Source organism: Winogradskyella vidalii (assembly GCF_013403955.1).
GTDB classification, from domain to species: Bacteria; Bacteroidota; Bacteroidia; order Flavobacteriales; family Flavobacteriaceae; genus Winogradskyella; species Winogradskyella vidalii.
Map to the genome: position 1 here is coordinate 24,180 of NZ_JABFDG010000003.1, position 24,874 is coordinate 49,053.

18 protein-coding genes are annotated in these 24,874 nt (G+C 33.8%); 10 read left to right on the forward strand and 8 right to left on the reverse strand.

From position 1 onward, the window contains the following. Window positions 1-27 precede the first annotated feature (27 nt). Both HM982_RS09075 and HM982_RS09080 read right to left on the reverse strand, forming a co-directional pair. Window positions 28-270, reverse strand: a complete 243-nt coding sequence (locus HM982_RS09075; RefSeq protein WP_179352845.1) for a hypothetical protein — start codon at window positions 268-270, stop codon at window positions 28-30. A 79-nt stretch (window positions 271-349) separates the two neighbouring features. Further along, window positions 350-1,126, reverse strand: coding sequence for an alpha/beta fold hydrolase (locus tag HM982_RS09080; RefSeq protein WP_179352846.1), 777 nt, complete (start codon window positions 1,124-1,126; stop codon window positions 350-352). Between the two features lie 93 nt (window positions 1,127-1,219). Between HM982_RS09080 and HM982_RS09085 the strand changes: the two genes are divergently transcribed. The 3 genes from HM982_RS09085 (at window position 1,220) to HM982_RS09095 (ending at window position 5,521) form a co-directional block, all read left to right on the forward strand. Beyond that, window positions 1,220-2,773 (forward strand): serine hydrolase, encoded by a 1,554-nt coding sequence (locus HM982_RS09085; RefSeq protein WP_179352847.1) that lies wholly within the window; start codon window positions 1,220-1,222, stop codon window positions 2,771-2,773. Further along, the gene (locus HM982_RS09090) at window positions 2,774-4,069 is read left to right on the forward strand and encodes a branched-chain amino acid transport system II carrier protein (protein ID WP_179352848.1); all 1,296 of its coding nucleotides are present in this window, start codon (window positions 2,774-2,776) and stop codon (window positions 4,067-4,069) included. Between the two features lie 114 nt (window positions 4,070-4,183). Beyond that, a complete protein-coding gene (locus tag HM982_RS09095; RefSeq protein WP_179352849.1) occupies window positions 4,184-5,521 on the forward strand; it encodes an aspartate kinase in 1,338 nt (445 codons plus the stop codon). A 71-nt stretch (window positions 5,522-5,592) separates the two neighbouring features. Here HM982_RS09095 and HM982_RS09100 read toward each other — a convergent pair whose 3' ends face one another. Beyond that, the gene (locus tag HM982_RS09100) at window positions 5,593-6,885 is read right to left on the reverse strand and encodes an aminopeptidase P family protein (protein WP_179352850.1); all 1,293 of its coding nucleotides are present in this window, start codon (window positions 6,883-6,885) and stop codon (window positions 5,593-5,595) included. Window positions 6,886-7,224: 339 nt separating this feature from the next. Here HM982_RS09100 and HM982_RS09105 point away from each other — a divergent pair, with 339 nt between their 5' ends. The 5 genes from HM982_RS09105 to HM982_RS09125 all read left to right on the forward strand — a co-directional run bounded on the left by HM982_RS09105 (window position 7,225) and on the right by HM982_RS09125 (window position 14,374). Further along, window positions 7,225-8,841: an aspartate:alanine exchanger family transporter gene (locus HM982_RS09105; protein WP_179352851.1), complete on the forward strand. Its 1,617-nt coding sequence runs from the start codon at window positions 7,225-7,227 to the stop codon at window positions 8,839-8,841. Window positions 8,842-9,042: 201 nt separating this feature from the next. Next, window positions 9,043-9,705 carry a succinate dehydrogenase cytochrome b subunit gene (locus HM982_RS09110; protein WP_179352852.1) on the forward strand — a complete coding sequence of 221 codons (663 nt, stop codon included), beginning with the start codon at window positions 9,043-9,045 and terminating at the stop codon, window positions 9,703-9,705. A 12-nt stretch (window positions 9,706-9,717) separates the two neighbouring features. Further along, a complete protein-coding gene (locus tag HM982_RS09115) occupies window positions 9,718-11,730 on the forward strand; it encodes a fumarate reductase/succinate dehydrogenase flavoprotein subunit (RefSeq protein ID WP_179352853.1) in 2,013 nt (670 codons plus the stop codon). A 10-nt stretch (window positions 11,731-11,740) separates the two neighbouring features. After that, window positions 11,741-12,487 carry a succinate dehydrogenase/fumarate reductase iron-sulfur subunit gene (locus HM982_RS09120; protein WP_179352854.1) on the forward strand — a complete coding sequence of 249 codons (747 nt, stop codon included), beginning with the start codon at window positions 11,741-11,743 and terminating at the stop codon, window positions 12,485-12,487. A 114-nt stretch (window positions 12,488-12,601) separates the two neighbouring features. Then, entirely contained in the window at window positions 12,602-14,374 is a 1,773-nt protein-coding gene (locus HM982_RS09125; RefSeq protein ID WP_179352855.1) for a MutS-related protein, read from the forward strand. Between the two features lie 68 nt (window positions 14,375-14,442). Here HM982_RS09125 and HM982_RS09130 read toward each other — a convergent pair whose 3' ends face one another. The 5 genes from HM982_RS09130 to rplU form a co-directional block, all read right to left on the reverse strand. Next, window positions 14,443-15,456 (reverse strand): phytase, encoded by a 1,014-nt coding sequence (locus HM982_RS09130; RefSeq protein ID WP_179352856.1) that lies wholly within the window; start codon window positions 15,454-15,456, stop codon window positions 14,443-14,445. Between the two features lie 6 nt (window positions 15,457-15,462). Next, the gene (locus HM982_RS09135) at window positions 15,463-18,294 is read right to left on the reverse strand and encodes a TonB-dependent receptor (protein WP_179352857.1); all 2,832 of its coding nucleotides are present in this window, start codon (window positions 18,292-18,294) and stop codon (window positions 15,463-15,465) included. A gap of 155 nt (window positions 18,295-18,449) precedes the next feature. Continuing rightward, window positions 18,450-20,021, reverse strand: a complete 1,572-nt coding sequence (locus tag HM982_RS09140) for a tetratricopeptide repeat protein (protein WP_179352858.1) — start codon at window positions 20,019-20,021, stop codon at window positions 18,450-18,452. Between the two features lie 145 nt (window positions 20,022-20,166). Further along, window positions 20,167-20,427 carry a 50S ribosomal protein L27 gene (rpmA, locus tag HM982_RS09145; protein WP_013869859.1) on the reverse strand — a complete coding sequence of 87 codons (261 nt, stop codon included), beginning with the start codon at window positions 20,425-20,427 and terminating at the stop codon, window positions 20,167-20,169. Window positions 20,428-20,469: 42 nt separating this feature from the next. Beyond that, complete coding sequence (gene rplU / locus HM982_RS09150) at window positions 20,470-21,114, reverse strand: 50S ribosomal protein L21 (protein WP_179352859.1); 645 nt, start codon at window positions 21,112-21,114, stop codon at window positions 20,470-20,472. Window positions 21,115-21,416: 302 nt separating this feature from the next. On the opposite strand from rplU, the gene HM982_RS09155 reads away from it, so the two are divergent. Both HM982_RS09155 and HM982_RS09160 read left to right on the forward strand, forming a co-directional pair. Beyond that, a complete protein-coding gene (locus HM982_RS09155) occupies window positions 21,417-22,736 on the forward strand; it encodes a M16 family metallopeptidase (protein WP_179352860.1) in 1,320 nt (439 codons plus the stop codon). Window positions 22,737-22,749: 13 nt separating this feature from the next. Beyond that, window positions 22,750-24,825 carry a M16 family metallopeptidase gene (locus tag HM982_RS09160; RefSeq protein WP_246296687.1) on the forward strand — a complete coding sequence of 692 codons (2,076 nt, stop codon included), beginning with the start codon at window positions 22,750-22,752 and terminating at the stop codon, window positions 24,823-24,825. Window positions 24,826-24,874: the final 49 nt, after the last annotated feature.

The following is a 24,874-nucleotide window of genomic DNA, read 5'->3' on the forward strand; positions in this document are numbered from 1 at the left end:
AAATAGTTGCTGAAAAGTTATTAACATTTAGCAGATCGACGAAGTGAGCATTTTTTGCTTTAAACGCATCGTTCTATTATTATACACACGTTCTAAGGCCGAATTTATTTCTTGTCGTTTCTCCGTTAATTCCGTAAGTTGTCCGTTACTGTTGGTAGTTAGTTGTTTTTTACAACATTTACAAGTGTACTCTTTTACGTGGTTGGTTACCTTTTTGGTTATTTGGTAATTGTGACCAAATAAATCGCAGTATAGTTTAGTAGGTTTCATAATTAGGTTTGTTTACAATTTATTTCTTAATCTGAAAGCTAAACTTATAAAAAAAAACTAATTAAAGCGTTTAAGAGGTTTAATTTTCGATAAAGCGCAATAAATTGTAAGTTAATTCTGATTTGTTTTCAATATAACTCATATGTCCCTCAGAAAGAGTTGTGTAGCTTATGCTTGTATTTCTAATTTTATGAATCAATTCTTCGGCATTTACTAATCCATCTTTTTCGCCAATTATAATTAACGTTTTGCCTTCTATGCGTTTTAAAATTTCAAACCGATTTGGTCTTAATGCCATGCCCTCTTGTGCGGCAATATAGCCTTGTACTGGCGTTTTTAAAGCTAGCTGAAGTGCGGTATTAAATTCTGCGTCATGTTTTAATTTACTTTCAAGACTAAATAAATTGGAAAAAGACATCTTTACTAACGCTTTATAGTTGGTGTGTGCCATTTTACAAGCACGTGCTCTAATTGCTTTTCGTTCTTGGTTGTCAGCTTCAAACGTTGAGTTCATTAGACAAAGTCCATTAAACAATTGCGGTTCTTTTTCGGCCAAAGCCAAGGCGACGTAGGCGCCCATGGAGTGCCCTATAAAATGTGCTTTTGTAATTTTAAGATGATTTAATACCGCCAAAACTGCTTCTGCCATTGCTTCCATGGTGTGCACGTATCCCAAGCATTCAGTTTTACCATGTCCTAATAAGTCAATAGATACTATTTGATGGGTTTTAGATAATTCGGGAGTTATTTCTTTCCACATGTCAGTTGTTTCAAGAAAACCATGAAGTAAAATAATGGGTTCACCTTTACCTTCTACTGTAAAATGAATGTTACAGTTTTTGTAGTCTAAATTCATAGTTGCAAAGATATATCTTGAAATTTCTTCTAGGCATTAATCGTTGTAACATTTTAGTATCTTTGGAGGCAATCAAAACTAAATTTTTATTTCATGTTTTTAAAACGGCTATTTTCTCTCATTCTGTTCTTTTTTGCTTTAGTTATCAATGCTCAAATTGAAGAGGAGCAACTCGATATCTTAATTGAAGAAACTTTAACAACTTTTAATGTGCCTGGTATTTCTGTAGGTATCTTAAAAAATGGTGAGATTATTTATTCCAAAGGTCATGGTGTACGCTCGCTAACGAATAAAAAAGATATGAACGATGAGACCCTGGTTGGAGTCGCTTCAAATAGTAAGGGATTTACTTGTTTTGCATTAGCAATGATGGTTGATGAAGGAAAACTAAATTGGGATGATAAAGTAAGACAGCATATTCCAGAATTTCAGTTACACGATGCATGGGTTACCGAAGAATTTACAATTAGAGACCTAGTAACGCACCGCAGTGGTTTAGGTTTAGGTGCTGGAGATTTAATGTTTTTTCCAGAAGGCGGTGATTTTACCATTGATGATGTTATAGCTAATGTTAAGTATTTAGAGCCAGAAAGTTCGTTTAGAAGTGAGTTTCAGTATAACAATAACATGTTTATTATTGCGGGTGAGGTTCTTAAACGTGTCAGTGGTTTATCTTGGGAAGAATTTATCGAAACTAAAATTTTAAAACCCGTTGGCATGGTGAGTAGTAAGGCGTCATACAACCGTGTCACTGATAAATCTAATATTATTGATGCTCATACGATGGCTGATGGTGAGCTAGTTCAGATTCCGCATGATTGGAGTGCACTTGCAAATCCTGCTGGAGGTATTATGAGTAACGTTACTGATATGTTAACTTGGGCAGCATTTTTAATGAATGATGCAGTAACAAAAGAAGGTGAGCGTTTATTGAGTGAAAAGCAGTTTCATGAACTTTGGCAATTGCAAACGCCATTACAGGTGTCTTCAAGCGATTCTTATAATTCTAATTTTAAAGGCTATGGTTTAGGTTGGTTTGTGGCAGACGTTAAAGGCGGTCATAAACAAGTGTATCATACAGGTGGGTTATTAGGAACAGTGACACAATTTACTATGATTCCTGATTTAGATCTAGGAATTGTAGTCTTAACCAATCAAATGAATGGTTCGGCTTTTAGTACCATAACAAATACAATTAAAGATGCTTATTTAGGATATGAAAATCGAAATTGGTTAAAACGCTATGGGAAAAGAAATGCCGATTATATTATATATAACGATAGTATTAAAACCGCTGTTTATAATCAGGTTAAAGCAGCTAAAAAATTAAAATCATTACCAAAACCAGAACAAATTGTAGGCACTTATACCGATAATTGGTTTGGTGATGTTATTATTTCTCATGATTCCAAAAAAGGCTATACTATAAAAAGTAAGCGTTCTTCAAGATTGTTTGGTGAATTATTACCATTTAATGCGACGACTTTTGTGGCGAAATGGAATGATAGAAGTTATGATGCTGATGTGTATGTGCAATTTACGTTCAATGAAAAGGGAGAAGCAGTTTTTGCAACCATGAACTATATTGCGCCAATAACGGATTTTAGTTTTGATTTTGGAGATCTAAAACTAAAGAAAACAGAGTAAGTGAACATTCAAAACAAAGAACTTTTAATAACCAGTTTTGGGCTCTTCTCCTTATTTTTTGGCGCCGGAAATTTATTAATTCCACCATTATTAGGTTATAATGCTGGAGATGATTGGTTTCTTGTGACTATCGGTTTTGTTATTACAGCTGTTGTTGTTCCTATTATTGGTATCCTAGCTCATGCAAGATTACAAGGCACATTATTTGATTTTGGAAAAAAAGTCTCTAAAAGCTTTAGTTTAATTTATTGTGTCTTAATTTACATCATTGCTGTTGCTATACCATCTCCAAGAACAGCTGTTGCTACGCATGAGATTGCTGTATTTCCTGTTTTTGGAACCAGTCCACTGCTTACGAGTTCAATTTACTTCACTTTGGTGTTGATTTTTGTGCTTAACCGGACAAAAATTCTCAACATTATCGGTAAATTTTTAACACCATTTATTGTGATTCTTCTGTTGGCTGTGATTGGAATTGCCTTGGTTTCTTCAGAATTTAATACAGGTGTATCGCAATCTGAAACACCTATTATTACAGGTTTTTTAGAAGGCTATCAGACTTTTGATGCGATAGCTTCTGTCGTCGTTGGTGCTGTAATTATTGTGTCTTTAAATTTTAAAAATATGGCAGTTGAGGCCTATGATTCTAAAAGACTGTTAATTAGAAAATCTGGTTTTATAGCTGGTTTAGGGCTTTTTGTTATTTATGCCGGATTGATTGCTGTGGGTGCTTTTTTTAGTTCTGATATTTCTATAGATTCAGGTTTGAGTAGTGATATGCAACGTGCTAATTTATTACGAGGTATTAGTATTGCCTCTTTAGGTGAATTTGGAAATACCGTGCTTAGTGTTTTAATTTCATTAGCCTGTTTAACAACTGCTATTGGTATAGTTGCTGGTACAGCTGATTATTTTAAAAGTTTATTTAAGGACTCAAAAGTGGTTTATGTTGTTGCAGCAGTGTTAGCTTGTGTGTTGGGCGTGGTAGTTGGTCAACTAGATTTTAATTCTATAATTCTGGTTGGTTTTCCTGTTTTGTTGTTCATTTATCCAATTACTATTATTCTTATTTTGCTTAATGTTTTGCCCGAGCGATTGGCGACACCATTAGTGTTTCGAGTGGTTGTTGTGGTTACGGTTTTGTTTAGTATTCCAGATGTTATTGGTTTTTTAAGTCCTTCCACTAGTTTGGCTACGATAACAGGTTATATTCCTATGGCTAACTATAGTTTAGGTTGGATTTTACCTGCGTTCACCGCATTTATCATAACTTCATTTATGCCTTCCAAGAAGTAAAAGACAGTTTAATTTGTTATATAATTAACAAACTGTGTAAATAATAACTAATTTTTTAATTTTTATGTTTATTTCAAATGGCACTTATACATTTGTATTATAAAATTAAAAATTATGTTAGTATATAAGTTTGGAGGTACATCTGTAGGTTCTGTAGTTAACATGAACCATGTCAAAGAAATTATAAACACCGAAGGGAAACGGATTGTGGTTTTATCGGCAATGTCTGGTACGACGAATGCTTTGGTAGATATTTCGAGTTTAATTGAGGCGAATAAAGCTCAAGAAGCTAAAGAGCATATTAAACAATTAAACGCGACTTATAAGAAAACGGTTTACGACTTAATTCAAGATAAAGATTTACATGACGTCGTAGTTCAGTATGTAAATTCTATTTTTTCAGATTTATTAGAGGCTGTTGACCAATCGTATTCAGAATCACTTCATAATACAATTCTTGCAAATGGTGAATTACTTTCTACTTTTATGTTTAGTAGATTGTTAGAGCAAGAAGGACTTAAGGTTGCTTTGTTGCCAGCTTTAGAATTTATGCGAATTGATAGAGCTAATGAGCCCGATAATTTTTATATCAAACAAAATTTAGAGCGTTTAATGCAAGAGGCCAATGAGGCTGATATTTATATTACGCAAGGCTTTATTTGTTTAGATGCCGATGGTGCTATTACTAATTTACAACGTGGTGGTAGCGATTATACGGCAACTATTATTGGCGCTGCGATAGAGGCTGAAGAGGTGCAAATATGGACTGATATTGATGGTTTCCATAATAATGATCCACGTTATGTGAATGACACACAGGCACTGTCGCATTTATCTTATGATGAAGCTGCAGAGTTGGCTTATTTTGGTGCTAAGATTTTACATCCACAAACTGTAATGCCAATGCGTGCTTTAGATATTCCATTGCGATTAAAAAACACGATGGACCCTGACGCTCATGGAACATTAATTACGAATAAAATTCATGGTGAAGGAATAAAAGCTATTGCGGCAAAAGACAATATAACAGCGATTAAAATTAAGTCTGTAAGGATGTTATTAGCGCATGGATTTCTAAAAAAGGTTTTTGAAATTTTTGAGAAATATGAAACCTCTATAGATATGATTACAACGTCTGAAATTGCTGTATCATTAACCATTGATAATATTACGCATTTAAAAGCGATTGTAGAAGAATTAGAAAAATTTGCAAAAGTAGATATCGATGATTATATGAGTATCATATGCTTGGTGGGAAATCATATTATTTATCACCCAGATACTCCTGAATTGTTTCAAGTATTGCAAGATGTTAATGTACGTATGATTGCTTATGGCGGTAGTGATAACAATATATCTTTGTTGGTGAATACAAGTGATAAATTAGAAACTTTACAGAAATTACAGCGCTATGTTTTTGAAGATGGTACGGTGTCTGTTTTGAAAAATTAATGTTATATTTTGAGTATAAAAAAAGCCAAAACATTTATTTGTTTTGGCTTTTTTTAATTTAAAAGATGAATTTATGAATTCATAAGGTCCTCAATTTCATCAGCTTCAATAGGAATATTGCGCATCAGATTAAAAGGTGTGCCATCATCTTGAATAACCACATCATCCTCTAAACGAATCCCGAAACCTTCATCAGGAATATAAATACCAGGCTCAACAGTAAATACCATGTTGGTTTTCATTGGCTCATGAAGTATACCGTAATCATGAGTGTCTAATCCCATATGGTGTGAAGTCCCGTGCATAAAATATTTTTTATAAGCAGGCCAATCTTTATTTTCATTTTGTACATCGGCTTTGTCTAGTAAACCAAGGCCTAATAATTCCGAAGTCATTAATTTTCCAACTTCAACATGGTAATCAGCCCAAATAGTGCCAGGAACTAATAATTTTGTAGCTTCATTTTTTACCCGATTTACAGCGTTATAAACCTCTTTTTGACGTTTAGAGAATTTTCCAGACACCGGAATTGTTCTACTCATATCACTTGCATAATTTGCGTATTCGGCTCCGATATCTAAAAGAATTAAATCGCCAGCTTTACACGGCTGATTGTTTTCAATATAATGCAATACATTGGCATTGTTTCCAGAAGCTACAATTGGTGTGTAGGCAAATCCTTTAGAGCGATTGTTTAAAAATTCGTGCATAAATTCGGCTTCAATGTTATATTCATGAACGCCAGGTTTTACAAATTTTAAAATTCTACGGAATCCCTTTTCGGTAATATTACAAGCTTCTTGTATAATGTCTATTTCTAAAGGGTGTTTAACTGAGCGTAAACGCTGTAGTATAGGATTACTTTTTTCAACTTTATGCGCTGGAAATTGTGCTTTTACTGCTTTGTTGAAACGGTCTTCTCGAGTTTCAGTAGCGTTACTTGCACGGTAATGCTCGTTGGTGTTAATATATATCGTGTCTGCTTGCGCCATGATTTCTTTCATGATTTTATCAAAATCTTGAAGCCAGTACACGGTTTTTACACCAGATGTTTCAAACGCCTTTTCTTTAGTTAGTTTTTCACCTTCCCAAACGGCAATATGCTCGTTGGTCTCCGTTAAAAATAAAATTTCACGGTGTTTTGGATTTGGGCAATCTGGGAAAAGTACCAAAATGCTCTCTTCTTGATCCACGCCACTTAAATAAAATATATTTCTATCTTGTTGAAATGGAATTGTGCTATCTGCACCAATTGGATAAACGTCATTAGAGTTAAAAACAGCTAAACTGTTGCTAACCATCTTGTCTTTGAAGTTTTTTCTGTTGTTTATAAAGAGGTCGGAATTAATTAATTTATATTTCATGCTTGTAGAATTTTAATTGAAATACAAAGCTAAGGTTTTATTTAGCGAATACTTAAAATACAGGTTTTGGATCTATTGCTTTTAACATTTTAAAAGAGGGAAGATTTTTCTAATTAAATTCAACGTATTGGAAAATCAATTTAATATTGTAATTTGTATTAAAAGAACGAAAAAAAATGCGATAACGTATTCGTTGTGTGTTTACGGGTGTTGAGAAGGTACGGATTTGGTTGTAGTCGGTATCAAATCTATGATTAATGATATTGGTCATAAAATTCAAATTAGTTACCCTATATTTTTGTACGCTTAAATAAAATTTTAATAAAAAAATTATTGTTTATGGAGCTTATTTCAGAATTGCTAGCCAAAGACTATTTTGTATTATTTTTAGTTATTGGTTTAGGAATTGCTCTTGGGAATGTTCGTATTAAAGGAATTAATTTCGATACTTCAGCCGTTATCTTTGTCGCTATTTTTTTTGGATATCTATACAACTTGTATGGTGTAGATTTTAATATTCCGCCCATTATACAAAGTGTGGGTTTGGTATTATTTATTTATACTATAGGTATGCAAGCAGGTCCTTCATTTTTTAGTTCGTTTAAAGAACAGGGCACTAAATTAATTGCTCTTGCAGGTATTACAGTCGCTACAGGTGGTATTACGGCAATATCCATTTCTTATATCTATGATGTAGATATGAATATGATGAGTGGTCTGTTAACAGGTGCATTAACTTCTACACCGGGTTTAGCAGCCTCTATTGAAGCTTCTCAGTCACCTTTAGCATCAATTGGTTATGGTATTGCTTATCCTTTTGGCGTTTTGGGCGTTATCTTATTTGTAAAATTAGGACCGGCTTTATTTCGGGTGAATATCAAAAAAGAAGAAGAAAAATTTGAAGAAATATCAAAATCCAATACGCCACTTGTCATTAATAAAAACTTAATTATCTCTAATGAAAATGTTAACGGCAAAACGATTAAAGAGTTAAGAATTCGTTTTATGACAAAGGCTAATATTTCACGTATAATGAAGCCTAATCAACTTCCTACATCGCCAACAAGTGCTACTGTTTTAGAAACAGGAGATATTATAAAAGCCGTAGGAACCGTAAACGCATTAGATCGCATAGAGATTTTATTAGGAAAAGTTACTGATGTAAAAATTCCTCGAAGTGGTACTTATGACATAAAATGGTATGTGGTAAGCAATGATGCTGTTGTAAATAAAACGATTAGAGAATTAAATCTCTTAGATAATTATTCAGCAACTATTACAAGGATAAGAAGGTCTGGTATTGATTTGGCGCCTCATCCGACTACCCGTATTAAATATGGTGATAAAATTTTAGTGTCTTCGTCTAAAGGAAATGTTCCTGCAGTTACACAGCTTTTTGGAGACAGTCTAAAAAGAATTAGCGAAACCAGTTTTTTACCTGTTGCATTTGGTATTGCTATTGGTATTTTAATTGGCGCTTTTGCCATTCCTTTAGGAAGTATTAATCTTAAATTAGGACTTACAGGAGGTGTGCTTATGACGGCTATATTTTTAAGTTGGAAAGGAAAAGCTCTTGGTGTAATTTGGAATTTATCAGGGCCTGCAAACCAAATATTACGTCAATTAGGACTCTTATTGTTTTTAACACCTGTTGGTTTAAGCGCCGGACAAAGTTTAGTGATGGCGATTGAAGAACACGGTGCTGTTTTGCTTCTTTTTGGGGCACTTATTACACTTATTCCAATGCTTATGACTGTTCTTGTTGGGCGCTTCTTAATGAAAATTAATTTTTTATCCGTTTTGGGGGCTATAACAGGAGGAATGACATCAACGCCAGGATTAAGTGTGGCTGATTCAATGACGGAATCTGATGCACCTCAAGTGGCTTATGCAGCAGTATATCCTTTTTCTTTAGTACTAATTATAATTGTTGCAGAAATTATGGCTATGTTATAATTGAAGTGCTAGGTATGTAAAGGGCTATCAGTACCAATTAATGGGTTTAGGCTTCGATTATCTAACAAAATAGGTGTCTAGTAATAAGAGTATATGGAGCTAATTAAATTCATTCTAAATAAATTATTTAAAGCATAGTGATGTTGTTAAAAACCCATTTGCTGTGTATCTTTGTTAAACATAAAACTAATCAGAACAACAATGAGCGGAATTCTAAATTCGTCGATAGGAAGGAAGATTGCCATGGCACTCTCGGCTTTATTCCTTATTTTTTTCTTAATTATTCACTTAGCAGTTAACATCACCTCACTTTTTAGTGCTGACTTGTTTAACGAATTATCCCATTTTATGGGAACCAATCCGTTAGTGCAATTTGCTTTACAACCCGTTTTAGTTTTTGGTGTCATTTTTCACTTTGTACTTGGGTTTGTTTTAGAAGTAAGAAATAGAAAAGCTGTAGGAACCATTAGCTATAAGAAAAATAATGGTGCAGCAAACTCTACTTGGATGAGTAGAAACATGATATACAGTGGACTTGCTATTTTAGCATTTATTGTACTTCACTTTATCGATTTTTGGGTTCCAGAAATCAATCATAAATATATAGAAGTATTACCAGAAGATCCAACACGATACTTTGGTGAATTACAACATAAATTTGTACCTGTGTGGCGTGTTATAGCCTATATTGTTGCTTTTATCTTCTTATCATTGCACTTAATGCATGGTTTCACGTCATCTTTACAGTCAATGGGAGTTGCTTCTAGTAGAAAGAAATTCTTTAAAAACTTTGGCTTAGCATATTCAATTATTATTCCTTTAGGTTTTATAATTATTGCATTATTTCACCACTTTAACCATTAATCTTAAATATATATGGCTTTAGATTCAAAAGTACCAGAAGGTCCAATTAAAGATAAATGGACAACTTATAAAGATAATATTAATCTTGTAAACCCTGCAAACAAACGTCATATCGACATCATTGTAGTAGGAACAGGATTAGCCGGAGGTTCTGCAGCAGCAACGTTAGCAGAATTAGGTTATAACGTAAAAGCATTTGCTTATCAAGATTCACCGCGTAGAGCACACTCTATTGCAGCACAAGGTGGTATTAATGCAGCTAAAAATTATATGGGAGATGGTGATTCTAATTACCGTCTTTTTTACGATACTGTAAAAGGTGGCGATTACCGCTCACGTGAAGCTAACGTATACCGTTTAGCTGAGGTATCGGGTAATATTATTGACCAGTGTGTGGCTCAAGGTGTTCCCTTTGCACGTGATTATGGTGGATTATTAGATAACCGTTCTTTTGGTGGGGTATTAGTATCAAGAACATTTTATGCTAAAGGACAAACCGGACAACAATTATTATTAGGAGCGTATTCTGCAATGAACCGTCAGATTGCTCGTGGTAAGATTGAGATGTTTAACCGTCATGAAATGCTAGACGTTGTTAAAGTCGGCGGAAAAGCGAGAGGTATTATTGCTCGTAATTTAATTACAGGAGAAATAGAACGTCATTCAGCTCATGCTGTTGTTATAGCAACTGGAGGTTACGGAAATGTATATTTCTTATCAACCAACGCTATGGGCTCTAATGCCACTGCAGCTTGGAAAATACATAAAAAAGGCGCGTATTTCGCTAATCCTTGTTTTACACAAATTCACCCAACGTGTATTCCACGTTCAGGAGATTACCAATCAAAATTAACGTTGATGTCAGAGTCATTACGTAATGATGGTCGTATTTGGGTGCCTGCAAAAATAGAAGATGCTAAAGCTATTCAACAAGGAAAATTAAAACCAACACAAATTGCTGAAGAAGATAGAGATTACTATTTAGAACGTCGTTACCCTGCCTTTGGTAACTTAGTACCACGTGATGTCGCTTCTAGAGCAGCAAAAGAACGTTGTGATGCTGGTTTTGGTGTAAATGCAACTGGTGAAGCTGTTTACTTAGATTTTGCTTCTGCTTTTGAACGTTATGGTAAAGAGCAAGCTAAAATACACGGAATTAAAAATCCTTCGAAAGAAGAAATTATAAAATTAGGTCAAGGTATCATTGAAAGTAAATATGGAAACTTATTTCAGATGTATGAAAAAATCATTGCTGAAAACCCATACGAAACACCAATGATGATTTATCCTGCAACACACTACACCATGGGTGGTGTTTGGGTTGATTATAACTTAATGACGACTGTTGAAGGTTTATATTGTATTGGTGAAGCAAACTTCTCTGATCACGGCGCCAACAGACTTGGAGCTTCTGCTTTAATGCAAGGTTTAGCTGATGGTTATTTTGTGTTACCTTACACTATTGGTGATTATTTATCTAATGATATTAGAACCGGAAAAATTCCAACAGATACACCAGAGTTTGACGAAGTAGAAAAAGAAGTTAAAGACAGAATCGATTTCTTTATTAATAATAACGGCACAAAATCTGTCGATCATTTCCACAAACGTCTTGGAAAAGTGATGTGGGACAAAGTAGGAATGTCTAGAAACGCCAAAGATTTAACGGCAGCGATGGCAGAAATCAAAGCCATTCGTGAAGAATTCTGGAAAGATGTTAAAGTTCCTGGAACAGCCGATGAAATGAACGTAGAATTAGAAAAAGCGGGTCGTGTGGCGGATTTCTTAGAATTAGGAGAATTGTTTGCTAAAGATGCTTTAGAAAGAAATGAATCTTGTGGTGGACACTTTAGAGAAGAGTCTGTTGAGCTTGATGGCGAACAAAAAGGCGAAGCAAAACGTAATGATGAAGAATACGCTTTTGTATCGGCTTGGGAATATAAAGGAGAACCAGCAGATGCGGTTCTACACAAAGAAGAATTAGAATTTAAAGATATTGAACTAAAACAACGTTCATACAAATAAGATTGACATTATGAATTTAACACTTAAAATTTGGAGACAAAAAGACTCACAAGATAAGGGTCAAATGGTCGATTATAAAGTAACTGATATTTCAGAACATATGTCTTTCTTAGAAATGATGGATGTTTTAAATGAACAATTAGTAAATACAGGTGAAGAACCTGTTGCTTTTGATCATGATTGTCGTGAAGGAATTTGCGGAATGTGTTCTTTATATATTAACGGTGAAGCTCATGGTCCAGACCGTGGGATTACTACTTGCCAGTTACACATGCGTATGTTTAACGATGGCGATACCATTACAATAGAACCTTGGCGAGCAGCAGCTTTTCCTGTAATTAAAGATTTAATTGTAGATAGAATGGCTTTTGAGCGTATTCAACAAGCCGGTGGTTATATTTCTGTAAACACTTCTGGTAATACACAAGATGCTAACTCACTTCCTATTTCTAAACACGCAGCAGATGAGGCTATGGATGCAGCAACTTGTATTGGTTGTGGTGCTTGTGTAGCAAGTTGTAAAAACTCTTCTGCCATGTTATTTGTAGGTGCCAAAGTATCGCAATATGCATTATTACCTCAAGGTCAAGTTGAAGCTGCCGATCGTGTTAAAAACATGGTAGCTCAAATGGATTTGGAAGGTTTTGGTAACTGTACAAACACTGGTGCATGTGAGGTAGAATGTCCTAAAGGAATTTCTTTAGAGAACATTGCGCGTATGAATCGTGAGTTTATGTCAGCTAACATTAAAGGTTAAGAATAAAACATAACAACTTCTTAAACAGAAGACGTTAAATGATATATAAATCCCAAGCACAATTATGGCTTGGGATTTTTTCTTTTCTTATATTTCAATTTTATTTATAGATCTATGCAAAATCCAGCGTCTTTTTACAAAGAGCAATTAGAAATACATCAAACAGCTTCTAAACGTATATTTAAACAGTTGAGTCTGTATAGTATACTCAGACTTACCATTTTTGTGCTTACAGGAGTTGGAATTTATTTTACGTTTCAAAATTGGCAAATAGCTGCAGGAATTGCTGTAGTTGGTATCGCTAGTTTTTTGTTTCTATTATCGCGTTATACCGATTTAAAATCGAAACGCAACTTACACAAGCGATTAATTGTTATTAATGAAGAGGAATTAAAGATAGCAAAAGGTGATTTTTACGACCGACCAGATGGCGAAGAATTTCAAAACCCGAAACATTTTTTTAGTCTTGATATTGATTTATTTGGGAAAGGGTCTTTCTTTCAATTTATTAATAGAACAGCAATTAAAGAAGGAACTAAAAAACTAGTAGACCATTTACTTTCTAACGATATTAATCATATTAAACCGCGGCAAGAAGCCATTAAAGAATTAGCGACACTACCTAAATGGCAACAAAACTATACCGCAGTAGCTCAGGGCGTAGAAATTGAGCACTCTGCAGAGTCTATTATTACATGGTTAAAAAATTATAAACCGTTTTTAGGAAAAACACAGTATATCTTAACGATAGGTTTTAGTATCGCGTCTTTGGTAATTTTAGGTTTAGGAATTACGGAAATTATTCCTATTTCGGTTATTGGTTACTGGTTATTATTAGGGCTAGGCATTACAGGCATATATTGGAAAAAAATTGATACACTTGCACAACATACCGGAAGAGCCAAGGATACTTTTAAGCAATATGCATTATTACTCGAAGCTATAGAGTCAGCTACCTTTAAATCTGAATTATTAAAATCTAAACAAAAGCTAATTCAGTCCGAAGATCAAAAGGCTTCTGAAATATTTTCAAAGTTCTCTAAAGCGCTCGATGCTTTAGATAATAGAAATAATTTAATCTCTTTGGTGCTTGGTAATGGGTATCTATTACTAGATATACGTTATAGTTATGCTGTTGAAAAATGGATTACCAAATATGCTAATAAGGTAGATGATTGGTTTGAAGTTGTAACCTTTTTTGATGCTTATAATAGCTTTGGAAATTATGCGTTTAATCATCAAGATTTTACCTATCCGATTTTAACAGACGAACCGGTTACAATTTTAGCAGATGGCTTAGGACATCCATTATTAAATTCTGAAAAGCGGGTTGATAGTAATTTAAAACTTGAAGAAGAACAATTCTTTATTGTTACAGGTGCTAACATGGCCGGGAAAAGTACCTTTTTACGAACGGTGGCGCTTCATATTGTTATGGCTAATGTTGGATTGCCTATTTGTGCTAAACAAAGCAAATACAAGCCTATTAAATTAATTACAAGTATGCGAACTACAGATTCATTAACCGATGATAGTTCGTATTTCTTTAGTGAACTTACACGCTTAAAATTTGTAGTAGATACCATTGAAAATGATAAGAACTATTTCGTTATTCTAGATGAAATCTTAAAAGGAACCAACAGTACAGATAAAGCTATTGGCTCTCGTAAGTTTGTTGAGAAACTAGTAAAACAAAATGCTACAGGCATCATCGCCACACACGATTTAAGTCTTACAGAAATTGAAACCGAACTAGAGGCTGTAAAAAATTACTACTTCGATGCAGAAATTATCAATGACGAACTCTTTTTCGATTATAAATTGAAACAAGGCGTTTGCCAAAATATGAATGCGAGTTTCTTATTGAAGAAGATGGAAATTATATAATATAAAAAAGCCTTTCCAACATACAGGAAAGGCTTTTTAGTATTATAAAAGCTTTGTTTAATACGTCTTTATTTTAGTTTTAATGAATCTACCGCATGGTAGAAGAAATCTTTTTCGTCATTCATAGACACAAACAAACCATTCGGGTATTTTTCACCTAAAGCTGTCGTAACAATATCACAACCATCCGTTTCAATAGTACCTAAATTCAGAGTTTTTACATAGCTATTATCACTGCGTTTGTAAAAGTTAAAGCTATGGTCTTGTTGGTTAGAGACAATAATAAACCCTTCGCCATTTGGATAGGTTGCTATAGCGATACCTTCAATATCATCTTTAAAGTCTTCACCACCAAACATGGCGATTTCTTCATTTCCCATTTTAGGGTCCGCATAGAATTTTCTAATACCAACACCTTCATCAGAGCAGTATACAAAGCCCAATTCATCATCAACCGCAATGGCTTCAATTTCTTTTGTGCCACTAAACTTTCCTACTTTTCTTAAAAGGTTAGCATGCACACCTAATGAATCTGCTTCTAAACCATATTGGTGTAAATAACCTTCCGTAGGCCCATTTTTTCGACTTACAAATACTGAAATAGCATTAGTTTTTGGATTTTTGTACAATGAGACACCCATTGGTCGTTTCATTTCTACATCAGTTTCATCTACAAAAACTTTAAATCCGCCGTTGTCTAAGGGCGTCATATCTGGAATCGCATACACGCGTATTTGGTGTTTTTCTCTTTCTGAGAAAACCATAATATCGGTTGCTGTAGAATCGTTGATTTTAAACCCGTATTCTACATCAACATTATTTGGATAAGCAATACCTGTAAGGCTTTTGTCTTTTATGATTTTTCCGTCTAAATCAAAAGCATAGACACCACCATCAATTTCATCTTTATTGGTTCCAAAAACAATACTTTGTTCTGGGTTGTCTTTATTAATCCATATGGCAGGATCATCACTGTCGTGTGGTAATTTTTCGGTGACTAAAGTTGGTGCAATTTCTGGTAAACCATTACCACATGCTGCCATAACTACGGCAACTATTCCTAAAATTATTACTTTTTTCATCTTGTTTTATTTTTTAAATAGGTCGTATTTTAAACCAAAAGTTAAGCGTTTTTCATAGTACTCCATTTGCATAGTTCTACCTTTTACACCTTGGAAGTAGCGTAATGGTTGGTTAGTGATGTTATTTAAATTAACATATAAACTAAGATTTTCACTAAGTGCAACATTGGCGTTAAAGTCTAAGAAAAACTGTTCGTCGTAATAGCGATCTTCAAAAGCATTTCCACCAATTTCATCAATATAAGAATCTGAATAATTAGCAGATAAACGCAGACTGAATTTTTTAGCAGCATAACCTAAAGAGGCATTATACATGTTAGGAGAGGTTTGAGGTAAATCTAAATCTACGCGTTCTTCGCCATCTTCGTTTCTAATTCCATCAGTACTAGAAGTAAGATAGGTATAGTTTAAATACACACTAAAGTTTTTAGCAAAACCAGGTAAGAAATCTAAACGACGTTGAAACGAAAATTCAGCACCAAACACAGACGCATCATCACCATTAAGCGGTTGATATACTTCATAGCCATCTTCATTTTCAGTTTGAAAAGTGTAAACAAAATCTTTAATGTCTTTGTAAAATAATCCTCCAGAAATAATACCAACAGATTTAAAGTAGTGCTCTGCCATGATATCAAAGTTCATAGAGGTTGTAGGGTTAAGTTCTGAGTTTCCTATATAAATCTCTTCGTCCTCATTACTAATTTCTTGATAAGGCACTAAATCCACATAATTTGGTCTTGCTAAAGTATTGGTCCAAGCAAATCTTAAGATTGTGTTGTCTGTTACATCATATTTTAAATGTAATCCAGGTAAAATATTAGAATACGAGTTTTTATCATTTAAAGTCGTAATACCTGAAACATCACCTTCGGTATCAAATTCTAATTCGTAACCTTCACTTTCAATAGACGTATGTTCTAATCGTATACCAGCTAATATGCTGAATTTGTCTGATAAATTTTGAGTTAACATCGCATAACCAGCATACACATTTTCGTCCACATCAAAGTTTCCAGTAATATATTCTTCAGGTAAATCTTCGCCTTCAAATAAATCGGTATTATTAAGATTTAAACCTCCTATAAACTCTGGGGTAGCAAAGTTCCCGGTTTGGTATTGACTTCCTGCTAAAAAATCAGAATTAGAATAGTCTTTTGTAGGTACCATTCCTAAAAACTCTAAGTTACCAGTAACATCATCAAATTCTGAATAATCATTATCGGTATATTTATTTTTTACTCTTGTTTTTGCGCCAAATTTTAAGAAGCCGTCCTCTCCGTCTATTATTGATAATGGGACTTGAGCATTAACAAAAAAGTTAAAATCTTTTTCTTCGGTATATTGATTTTCTTCGGTTAGTTCGTCAAATTCAAAATCTTCAAAATTACCTTCTCCTGCCACGGGTGTGTATAAAGGTTTGTCTTCGTTATTATTAAACATAACAGAATATTCACTTTCATAAACTAAATAGCGTTCGTTTAAACGTTCTTCTGATGCTTTAGAAAAAGCGGCCATCCAATCTAATTGCACATCACCAAATAAATGTTCGCCACCAAGGCTATAATTTTGCATTCTTTGGTCTTCTAAACGTGTGTTTTGATTTCGGTTGTTGTCTATACCAGCCTTAGTTTCGCGTTTAGCTTCTGTAGGAAACATGGTTAGGTTGCCATTGACCACTTGAAAATCGCCTAATTCAATATCTTCGCCATCTAAAATGCCATGTTCTAATACAAATCTGTTTTCTCTGTCGTCTCTCCAGTTGTAAATAGATTTAAAGAAAAGGGTATTATTATCATCTAATTTATAATCGAAATTAGCGGAAAAACTTCGTCTAATACGTTGCACTTTGTATTCTCTAATTTCAAAAACATTGGCATAAGGATTTACTTCTACTTCTTCCAAATTATCTTCGTCACCAGCATTATATTCAAATTCATCGGTCCACTCAGCTTCCACATTATGGCTTCCAAAATCGTTATCATTAATTGACGCAGCAACAACCCAGCCGAATTTATCGTTTTTAGAACGGTCACCTACTAAGAAGGAGCCATTTAAAATTCGTTTATCAGAAATAAAATTGATACCTGAACCTGCAGAAGCAGATAAACGAAAGCCTTGTGGCGATGTTTTGGTAATTAAATTGATAGAACCACCAAGGGCATCTGCATCCATATCTGGTGTAACAGCTTTGTTGACCTCAATGGTTTGAATCATATCAGATGGAATTAAATCCATTTGAATATTACGATTATCGCTTTCTGCCGAAGGAATACGACTACCGTTTAACGTTACCGAGTTTAGTTGTGGTGATAAACCACGTACAATAACATCTCTTGCTTCCCCTTGGTCCATTTGCATGGTAATACCAGGAATACGCTTTACAGCTTCTCCAATGTTAGCATCTGGAAATTTACCAACTTGGTCGGTAGATACAATATTAGAAATGTTCTGTTTGTTTTTCTGTGTGTTTAATGCTCTAGATTGGCCACCTAGTCCAAATCCTGTAACTAATACCTCGTCTAGAGAGGTGTCTTCGGCACTTAGTGTGAAATTTAGAATAACCGTTTTGTCAGCCGTAACTAAAACATCAGAAGTAGTATCTGCGTAGCCTAAGTACTTTACAGTGATAGTTTGGTTACCTTCAGGAATATTTAGTAAGGTGTATTTACCATTAAAATCGGTTACAGTGCCTTTATTTAAAGTTTCTATAATAACAGTAGAGCCAGGGACGGTTAATCCGTTTTCATCGGTTATAACCCCTTGGATATTTCCGGTTTGTGCATAGCCCAAAATAGGGATGACAAGTAATAGCAATAAGTAAAAATAATGTTTCATTTTAAGTCGGTTTTGTTTCTTACAAAGCTAGACTCATAGGCTTTTTTAGAGCTAAAGTATGTGTTATGAAAACGTAACAATCGCAGTAAAATAGCTATATAAGATAGCAACATTTACATTCAGTTAACATTGTAAAAAGATTCAAGATATATAGGTTATAGATTTAGTAAAAAGTCTTGAAGGTCATCTTTAGAATCTAGTGGTAATTTTTTACGAAGTCTATAGCGTGCAATTCTTACACTATCTGGAGTGATATGTAGAACGTTTGCGATTTCTTTTGAGGTTAGATTTAGCCTCAACAACATTGTAAGACGTATTTCTGAAGCTGATAATTGTTCTGAAGCCTTAGTTTTTAATTTTTGAAAGTAATGTGGATGGATTTGGCAGAAATAACCCATGAGTTCTGTCCATTCGTTATGATTAGATAAGTCGTCATCTATTTCCTGTACCAGGGCTTTTAATTTAGATTTTATTAAAGCTATATTTCTGTCTTTTAGATTTATAAGCGTTTTTGATACATCAGAAAGCATTTTGTTTTTATGCGCTATATTTAAGCTATAGTTTGTGAGTGCGGCTACTTTAATCTCAATTTCTCGTTTTAATGTGGCTTCTTCTACTGTTTTTTTATCTAAATTAACTTGAAGTAATTGTTGTTGGTATTCTAATATATGTCGCTCATGTTTTTTTCGCTTTTTCCAATAGATAAAGCCTAATATTAAAGCTAAAATGATTGACCCTGTACAAATTAAAATGATGTACTGCGTAGCTTCTGCAATCTGATTTTGTTTGTTTAACAAGCGTAATTCTGCTTCTTTCTCTTTTAAAGCGTAGAGTACCTCTAAGGTGCTAACCACTTCTATATTTTTTCGTTTTAGTTCTTGTTCATTAACAACACTTTGATGGTTGAGATATTTATAGGCTTGCTCAAAATTTCCCATATCGGCGTAGGTTCTAGAAAGGTCTTTATAGGCACTTTCTATTTGTGAAGCATTACCGGTTACTTGCGCTAGTTCTAAAGCTCGATTGGTGTATTGAATCCCTTTTTCAAAATTCCCAGTTTTACTATTAACATCACCTAAATTATTAAGTATGTTTATGCGCACATCAGACGTACTATTTTTAGCAAATTTTAGCGCTTTTTTAAAATGTTCGTAAGCTAGATTAAACTGTTCTAAATCTTCATAGATGCTTCCTATGTTTTCATTAGTTATAGCGAGTCCTGTGCTATCATTTAATAACTGATAAGTTAACAGGCTTTTTTTCTGATGTTTTAAAGCTTTTTCATATTGCATTTGTTTTTCTGCAATACTACCAAGTATAGCATGCACGTCTGCTACACCTTTTTGGTAATGAAACGCTTCTGAAATTTGAAGGCTATTTTGAGCGTGTTTTTTAGCATCATTAAATTTTCTTAAATCTAGATGTATATGGGCTAAGATGTTTTCTACATGTACAAATGAAGTGTCTTTGGCCTTATGGTTATCTTTAAAAGATTGGTAGTTTTTAATTGCTTCACTGTACAGTCCAAGTTGAGTGAAGAAATCGCCTAGTTTTACATATGTATTTGCTATTACAGCGGCGTCTTGAGAATCTTTAGCATTTTTTAATTGCTGTTTTAGCAATAGTAATTTTGCATCTACGTCATCAATACTATTGGTTGTAGTTTGAGCATAAGCTATTATACTATTAGCACAGATGATAAGAAAAAAGAACTTTAATTTAGTCAAAACGATAGTAGTTATAATAAACTTATAAAATAACGTAACGTATATTAATTAAAGGGCAATGTTTTGTGATGCTTATGTTATGAAACAAAAAAAGCATCTAAATATAATAATTAGATGCTTTTAATTTTTTAGTAAGAAATTGTTCTTAAGCCTCAAAAGGCTCAATAGAAACATAAGACTTGTTGTCTTTTTTCTTAGTAAATTTTACTAGACCGTCAACTTTAGCGTGTAAAGTGTGATCTTTTCCTTGATATACATTTTCACCAGGATGGTGCGTGTTTCCACGTTGTCTTATGATAATGTTTCCAGCAATAGCAGCTTGTCCACCAAAAATCTTAACGCCTAAACGTTTTGATTCTGATTCTCTACCATTCTTCGAACTACCAACTCCTTTTTTATGAGCCATGATCTAAGGTTTTATATTGTTAATAAATAATGCAACTGAAAATTACTTTTCAATTCCACCGTCTAATCTGTCTTGTAATTCTTTTAATTCGTCCCACTTACCATCTGCAGCTAATTTAGCTTGTTTTGGCCAAGTTTCAGTAACGATGTGTGATAATCTTGAACTAGCTTCAGAAAGGATGTTACTCAATTCTTCAGGTTTAGCATCTGCAACTTTAGCAAAAGTGTCTAATCCAGCATTAACCAATGCTTCAGCAGCTTTTGGTCCTGCACCTTCAATTTTCTTTAAATCGTCAGCTTTACCAGTTGCTTTTTTAGGAGCCGCTTTTGGTTCTGCTTTTTTAGTTGCTTTCTTCGGTGCAGCTTTTTTTGCTCCAGAAGTAGTAATACCTTCAATTACGATTTCAGTTAAAGATTGTCTGTGTCCGTTTTTTACACGGTAACCTTTACGTCTTTTCTTTTTAAAGACAATTACTTTGTCACCTTTAAGGTGCTTTAAGACTTTTGCACTAACCTGTGCTCCGTCTATAGCTGGGGCGCCTAAAGTAGTTTTGTCACCATCTCCTATTAAAAGTACATTGTCAAAATCAACATTTGCACCTTCTTCAGTAGATAAACGGTTAACAAAAACTTTTTGGTCTTTTGCAACTTTAAATTGCTGCCCTGCTATCTCTACAATTGCGTACATAGCGTAACGTTTTTATTAATTTGTTTGTTAATTAAAATGCTTTCTTCTCAGAAAGCGGATGCAAATATACTCCTAATTTCTTAATGTACAAACGTTTTCGGGGTTTTCAGATCCTTTTTCATTAAAATTTTAAAAGTGAAAGTGATACTGCCAAAAAATAGCGACTTGCTGATTACCAAGTTTTCACATTTAATTATGTTAAAAAAACAAATCATTCCTTATTTTTGTGAGGCTCTTTGTAACAAATTACATCTAGTACAGACTAACACTTAAACAATCATTTATTTAAAAACAAAATTACAATGAAAAACTATTTACTGGCTTTAGCTTCTTTGTTATGTATTGGCCAACAGGCAATAGCACAAGAGGTTGAATTTAAAGAATTTGACTTAGACAACGGCCTGCACGTTATCATGCATCAAGATAATACAGCACCTGTTGTTATTACTTCTGTAATGTATGATGTAGGAGGGAAAGATGGTGACAGAGAGCGTACAGGATTTGCACACTTTTTTGAGCATTTATTATTTGAAGGTTCTGAAAATATTGGTCGTGGTGAGTTTATGAAGATCATACCTGCTAACGGTGGAACTTTTAATGCTAATACATCACAAGATAGAACGTATTATTACGAGATTTTTCCATCTAATAAATTAGAATTAGGATTATGGTTAGAGTCTGAGCGTATGTTACACCCGGTTATTGATCAAGTTGGTGTTGATACGCAGAACGAAGTTGTAAAAGAAGAAAAGCGTCAGAGCTATGATAACAGACCTTATGGAGGGCTTCTAAAAACGATTGGTGAAAACCTTTTTAAAGTTCACCCTTATAAAGATGAAAACATTGGGAAGTTAGAGCATTTAGATGCGGCTACTTTAGAAGAATTTAATGCGTATTTTGATAAGTATTATGTACCAAACAATGCGGTATTAGTTATAGCGGGTGATATTGATTACGATAAAACAAAAGAACTAGTTGAAGATTATTTTAGCGCTGTTAAAAAAGGACCAGAAGTTGTACGCGATTTTCCAAAAGAAACACCAATAACAGAAACAATTAAGGCAACAACTTACGATAAAAACATTCAGATACCAGCGATTATTGCAGCATACCGTTTACCTGGTCAGGCAACAAGAGATGCTTATGTCTTAGATATGATTTCTAGTTATTTAAGTGGTGGTAAAAGTTCGGTACTTTATAAAAAGCTTATCGATGAGAAGAAGCAAGCACTAACCGTTCAAGCGGTTAATATTGGTCAAGTTGATCATAATATTTTTGCATTATTTGCATTGCCATTAGGCGATGTAAGTTTAGAAACTTTATTAGCTGAAATTGATGAAGAAATTGTAAAAATCCAAGATGATTTAATTTCTGAACGCGATTATCAAAAACTTTTAAATCAATTTGAAAGTCAGTTTGTAAGCTCTAATTCTAGTGTTGCAGGTATAGCGAGTTCTTTAGCAACTTATTACTTATTATATGGTGATGTAAATATCATTAATAATCAGTTGGAGACTTATAGGTCTATTACACGAGAAGAAATCCAAGCAGCAGCTAAAAAATATTTAAGTCCTAATCAACGTGTGGAAATTGAATATTTACCAACACAAGATGAAAAATAAGAGGTATAAAAACATGAAAAAAGTATTTAATATGAACACCAAAATAGTAGCGTTTTTCGCATTATTTATAATTACCATAGGTGCCAACGCACAGATAGATCGATCTCAGCCACCAGTAGCTGGTCCAGAACCTGAAATTTCAATAGAGAAACCAGAAGAGTTTACTTTAAAGAATGGATTAAAAGTTCTTGTAGTAGAAAACCATAAATTACCACGAGTATCGTATTCATTACGAATAGACAATAATCCTATTGCTACAGGAAAAAAAGCTGGTGTAGAAAGCTTAATCGGTAGTATGATGGGTAATGGAACTACTTCAATCTCTAAAGATGAATTTAACGAAGAGGTAGATTTTTTAGGCGCTAACCTAAATTTTGGATTTAGTGGTGGTTTTGCAAGTTCATTAACCAAATATTCAGAACGAATATTAGAATTAATGGCAGATGCTGCAATCAACCCATTATTAACTGAAGAAGAGTTTGACAAAGAGAAAACCAAACTTATTGAAGGTTTAAAAGCTGATGAGAAAAATGCTGATGCCATTGCAGGTCGTGTAGGTTCTGCCTTATCTTATGGAACAAAGCACCCTTACGGCGAGTTTGTAACTGAAGAAACGATCAACAATGTCTCTTTTGGAGATGCACTTGCATTTTATGAAAAATACTTTAATCCCAATAATGCCTATTTAGTGGTTATTGGCGATGTAAAGGTTAAAGATGTAAAAAAACAAGTTAAAAAATATTTTAGCCCTTGGACAAAGTCTGTTGATGTAAATTCAACAGTAATTAAACCAAAATCAAATGTACAGTACACACAAATTAATTTTGTAGATGTGCCAGATGCAACTCAATCTAATCTTTCAATTACTAACAATGTAGAATTAAAGATGAATGATGAAGATTATCATGCAGCTTTAATTACCAACAACATCTTAGGTGGTGGCGGTGAAGGTTATTTATTTAAAAACCTTAGAGAAGAACATGGTTATACTTATGGTGCGTATTCTAGATTAGGAGCAAATAGATATGGAGCTTCTCGTTTTAATGCAACAGCTAAAGTTAGAAATGCAGTAACTGATAGTGCTGTAGTTGAAGTTTTAAACGAAATTAAAAGAATTAGAACTGAGCCAGTAGATGAGCAACTTTTAAAAGATGCTAAGGCAAAATACGTTGGTAACTTTGTGATGGCTTTAGAGCGTCCACAAACGATTGCTAACTATGCTTTAAACATTGAATTAAATGATTTACCAGAAGATTTTTACACCACTTATTTACAGAAAATAAATGATGTTTCTGTAGAAGATATCACAAGGATTGCTAATAAGTATTTCATGGCTGATAACCTTAGAATTATTGTTGTAGGAAATGGTGCTGAAGTTTTAGATAACCTTGAGAAAACAGGAATCCCAATTATGTACTTTGATAAGTTTGCAAATCCTGCTGAAAAACCAGAATTTGAAGTTAAACTACCAGAAGGGGTAACTGTAACATCAGTATTAAATAAATATCTTGAAGCTGTTGGTGGAAAAGAAAAGATTGATACTGTAAACTCTCTTTATTTAAAATATGAGGCAACTGCAATGGGGTCTACTATTGTTAGCGAAGAAAAACGAATGGCAGGTAAACTTGCTAATACTATTTTAATGAATGGTAACCCAATGATGTCAACTGTAACAACTCAAGAAGCAACAACGATGAATAAAAATCCGCTTCCTGAAAATATGGCAAATGATTTTAAATCAATGGCAGGCTTATTTACAGAACTTAATCTTTTAAATTCAGATACGGTAAAAATCACTGGTATTGAACAAGTAGATGGTAAAGATGCTTATAAAGTGCAGGTGCCTGGTGAAGTGGTGTCTTTAGCTTATTTCTATGATGTAGAAACAGGTTTAAAAGTAAAAGAAGTACAAACAACTTCTATGCAAGGCCAAACCCAAAGTCAAGAAACTTTTTTAAAGGATTATAAAGATTTTGATGGATTAAAATTCCCAGCGATTAGAGAAGGTTCACAAATGGGACAAGTTATTACTTTTAATATTTTAGAAGCAAAAATTAACGAAGGTGTTACAGAAGCTGATTTTAACTAATCACCTCTAAGACATACCAAATAATTAAAAACCGAAGTGAAAGCTTCGG

Bases quoted from the DNA above. Each gene is read 5' to 3' on its own strand.
- HM982_RS09075 (WP_179352845.1), bottom strand. From the start codon at position 270: ATGAAACCTACTAAACTATACTGCGATTTATTTGGTCACAATTACCAA.
- HM982_RS09080 (WP_179352846.1), bottom strand. From the start codon at position 1,126: ATGAATTTAGACTACAAAAACTGTAACATTCATTTTACAGTAGAAGGT.
- HM982_RS09085 (WP_179352847.1), top strand. From the start codon at position 1,220: ATGTTTTTAAAACGGCTATTTTCTCTCATTCTGTTCTTTTTTGCTTTA.
- HM982_RS09095 (WP_179352849.1), top strand. From the start codon at position 4,184: ATGTTAGTATATAAGTTTGGAGGTACATCTGTAGGTTCTGTAGTTAAC.
- HM982_RS09100 (WP_179352850.1), bottom strand. From the start codon at position 6,885: ATGAAATATAAATTAATTAATTCCGACCTCTTTATAAACAACAGAAAA.
- HM982_RS09105 (WP_179352851.1), top strand. From the start codon at position 7,225: ATGGAGCTTATTTCAGAATTGCTAGCCAAAGACTATTTTGTATTATTT.
- HM982_RS09110 (WP_179352852.1), top strand. From the start codon at position 9,043: ATGAGCGGAATTCTAAATTCGTCGATAGGAAGGAAGATTGCCATGGCA.
- HM982_RS09115 (WP_179352853.1), top strand. From the start codon at position 9,718: ATGGCTTTAGATTCAAAAGTACCAGAAGGTCCAATTAAAGATAAATGG.
- HM982_RS09120 (WP_179352854.1), top strand. From the start codon at position 11,741: ATGAATTTAACACTTAAAATTTGGAGACAAAAAGACTCACAAGATAAG.
- HM982_RS09125 (WP_179352855.1), top strand. From the start codon at position 12,602: ATGCAAAATCCAGCGTCTTTTTACAAAGAGCAATTAGAAATACATCAA.
- HM982_RS09130 (WP_179352856.1), bottom strand. From the start codon at position 15,456: ATGAAAAAAGTAATAATTTTAGGAATAGTTGCCGTAGTTATGGCAGCA.
- HM982_RS09135 (WP_179352857.1), bottom strand. From the start codon at position 18,294: ATGAAACATTATTTTTACTTATTGCTATTACTTGTCATCCCTATTTTG.
- rpmA (WP_013869859.1), bottom strand. From the start codon at position 20,427: ATGGCTCATAAAAAAGGAGTTGGTAGTTCGAAGAATGGTAGAGAATCA.
- rplU (WP_179352859.1), bottom strand. From the start codon at position 21,114: ATGTACGCAATTGTAGAGATAGCAGGGCAGCAATTTAAAGTTGCAAAA.
- HM982_RS09155 (WP_179352860.1), top strand. From the start codon at position 21,417: ATGAAAAACTATTTACTGGCTTTAGCTTCTTTGTTATGTATTGGCCAA.
- HM982_RS09160 (WP_246296687.1), top strand. From the start codon at position 22,750: ATGAAAAAAGTATTTAATATGAACACCAAAATAGTAGCGTTTTTCGCA.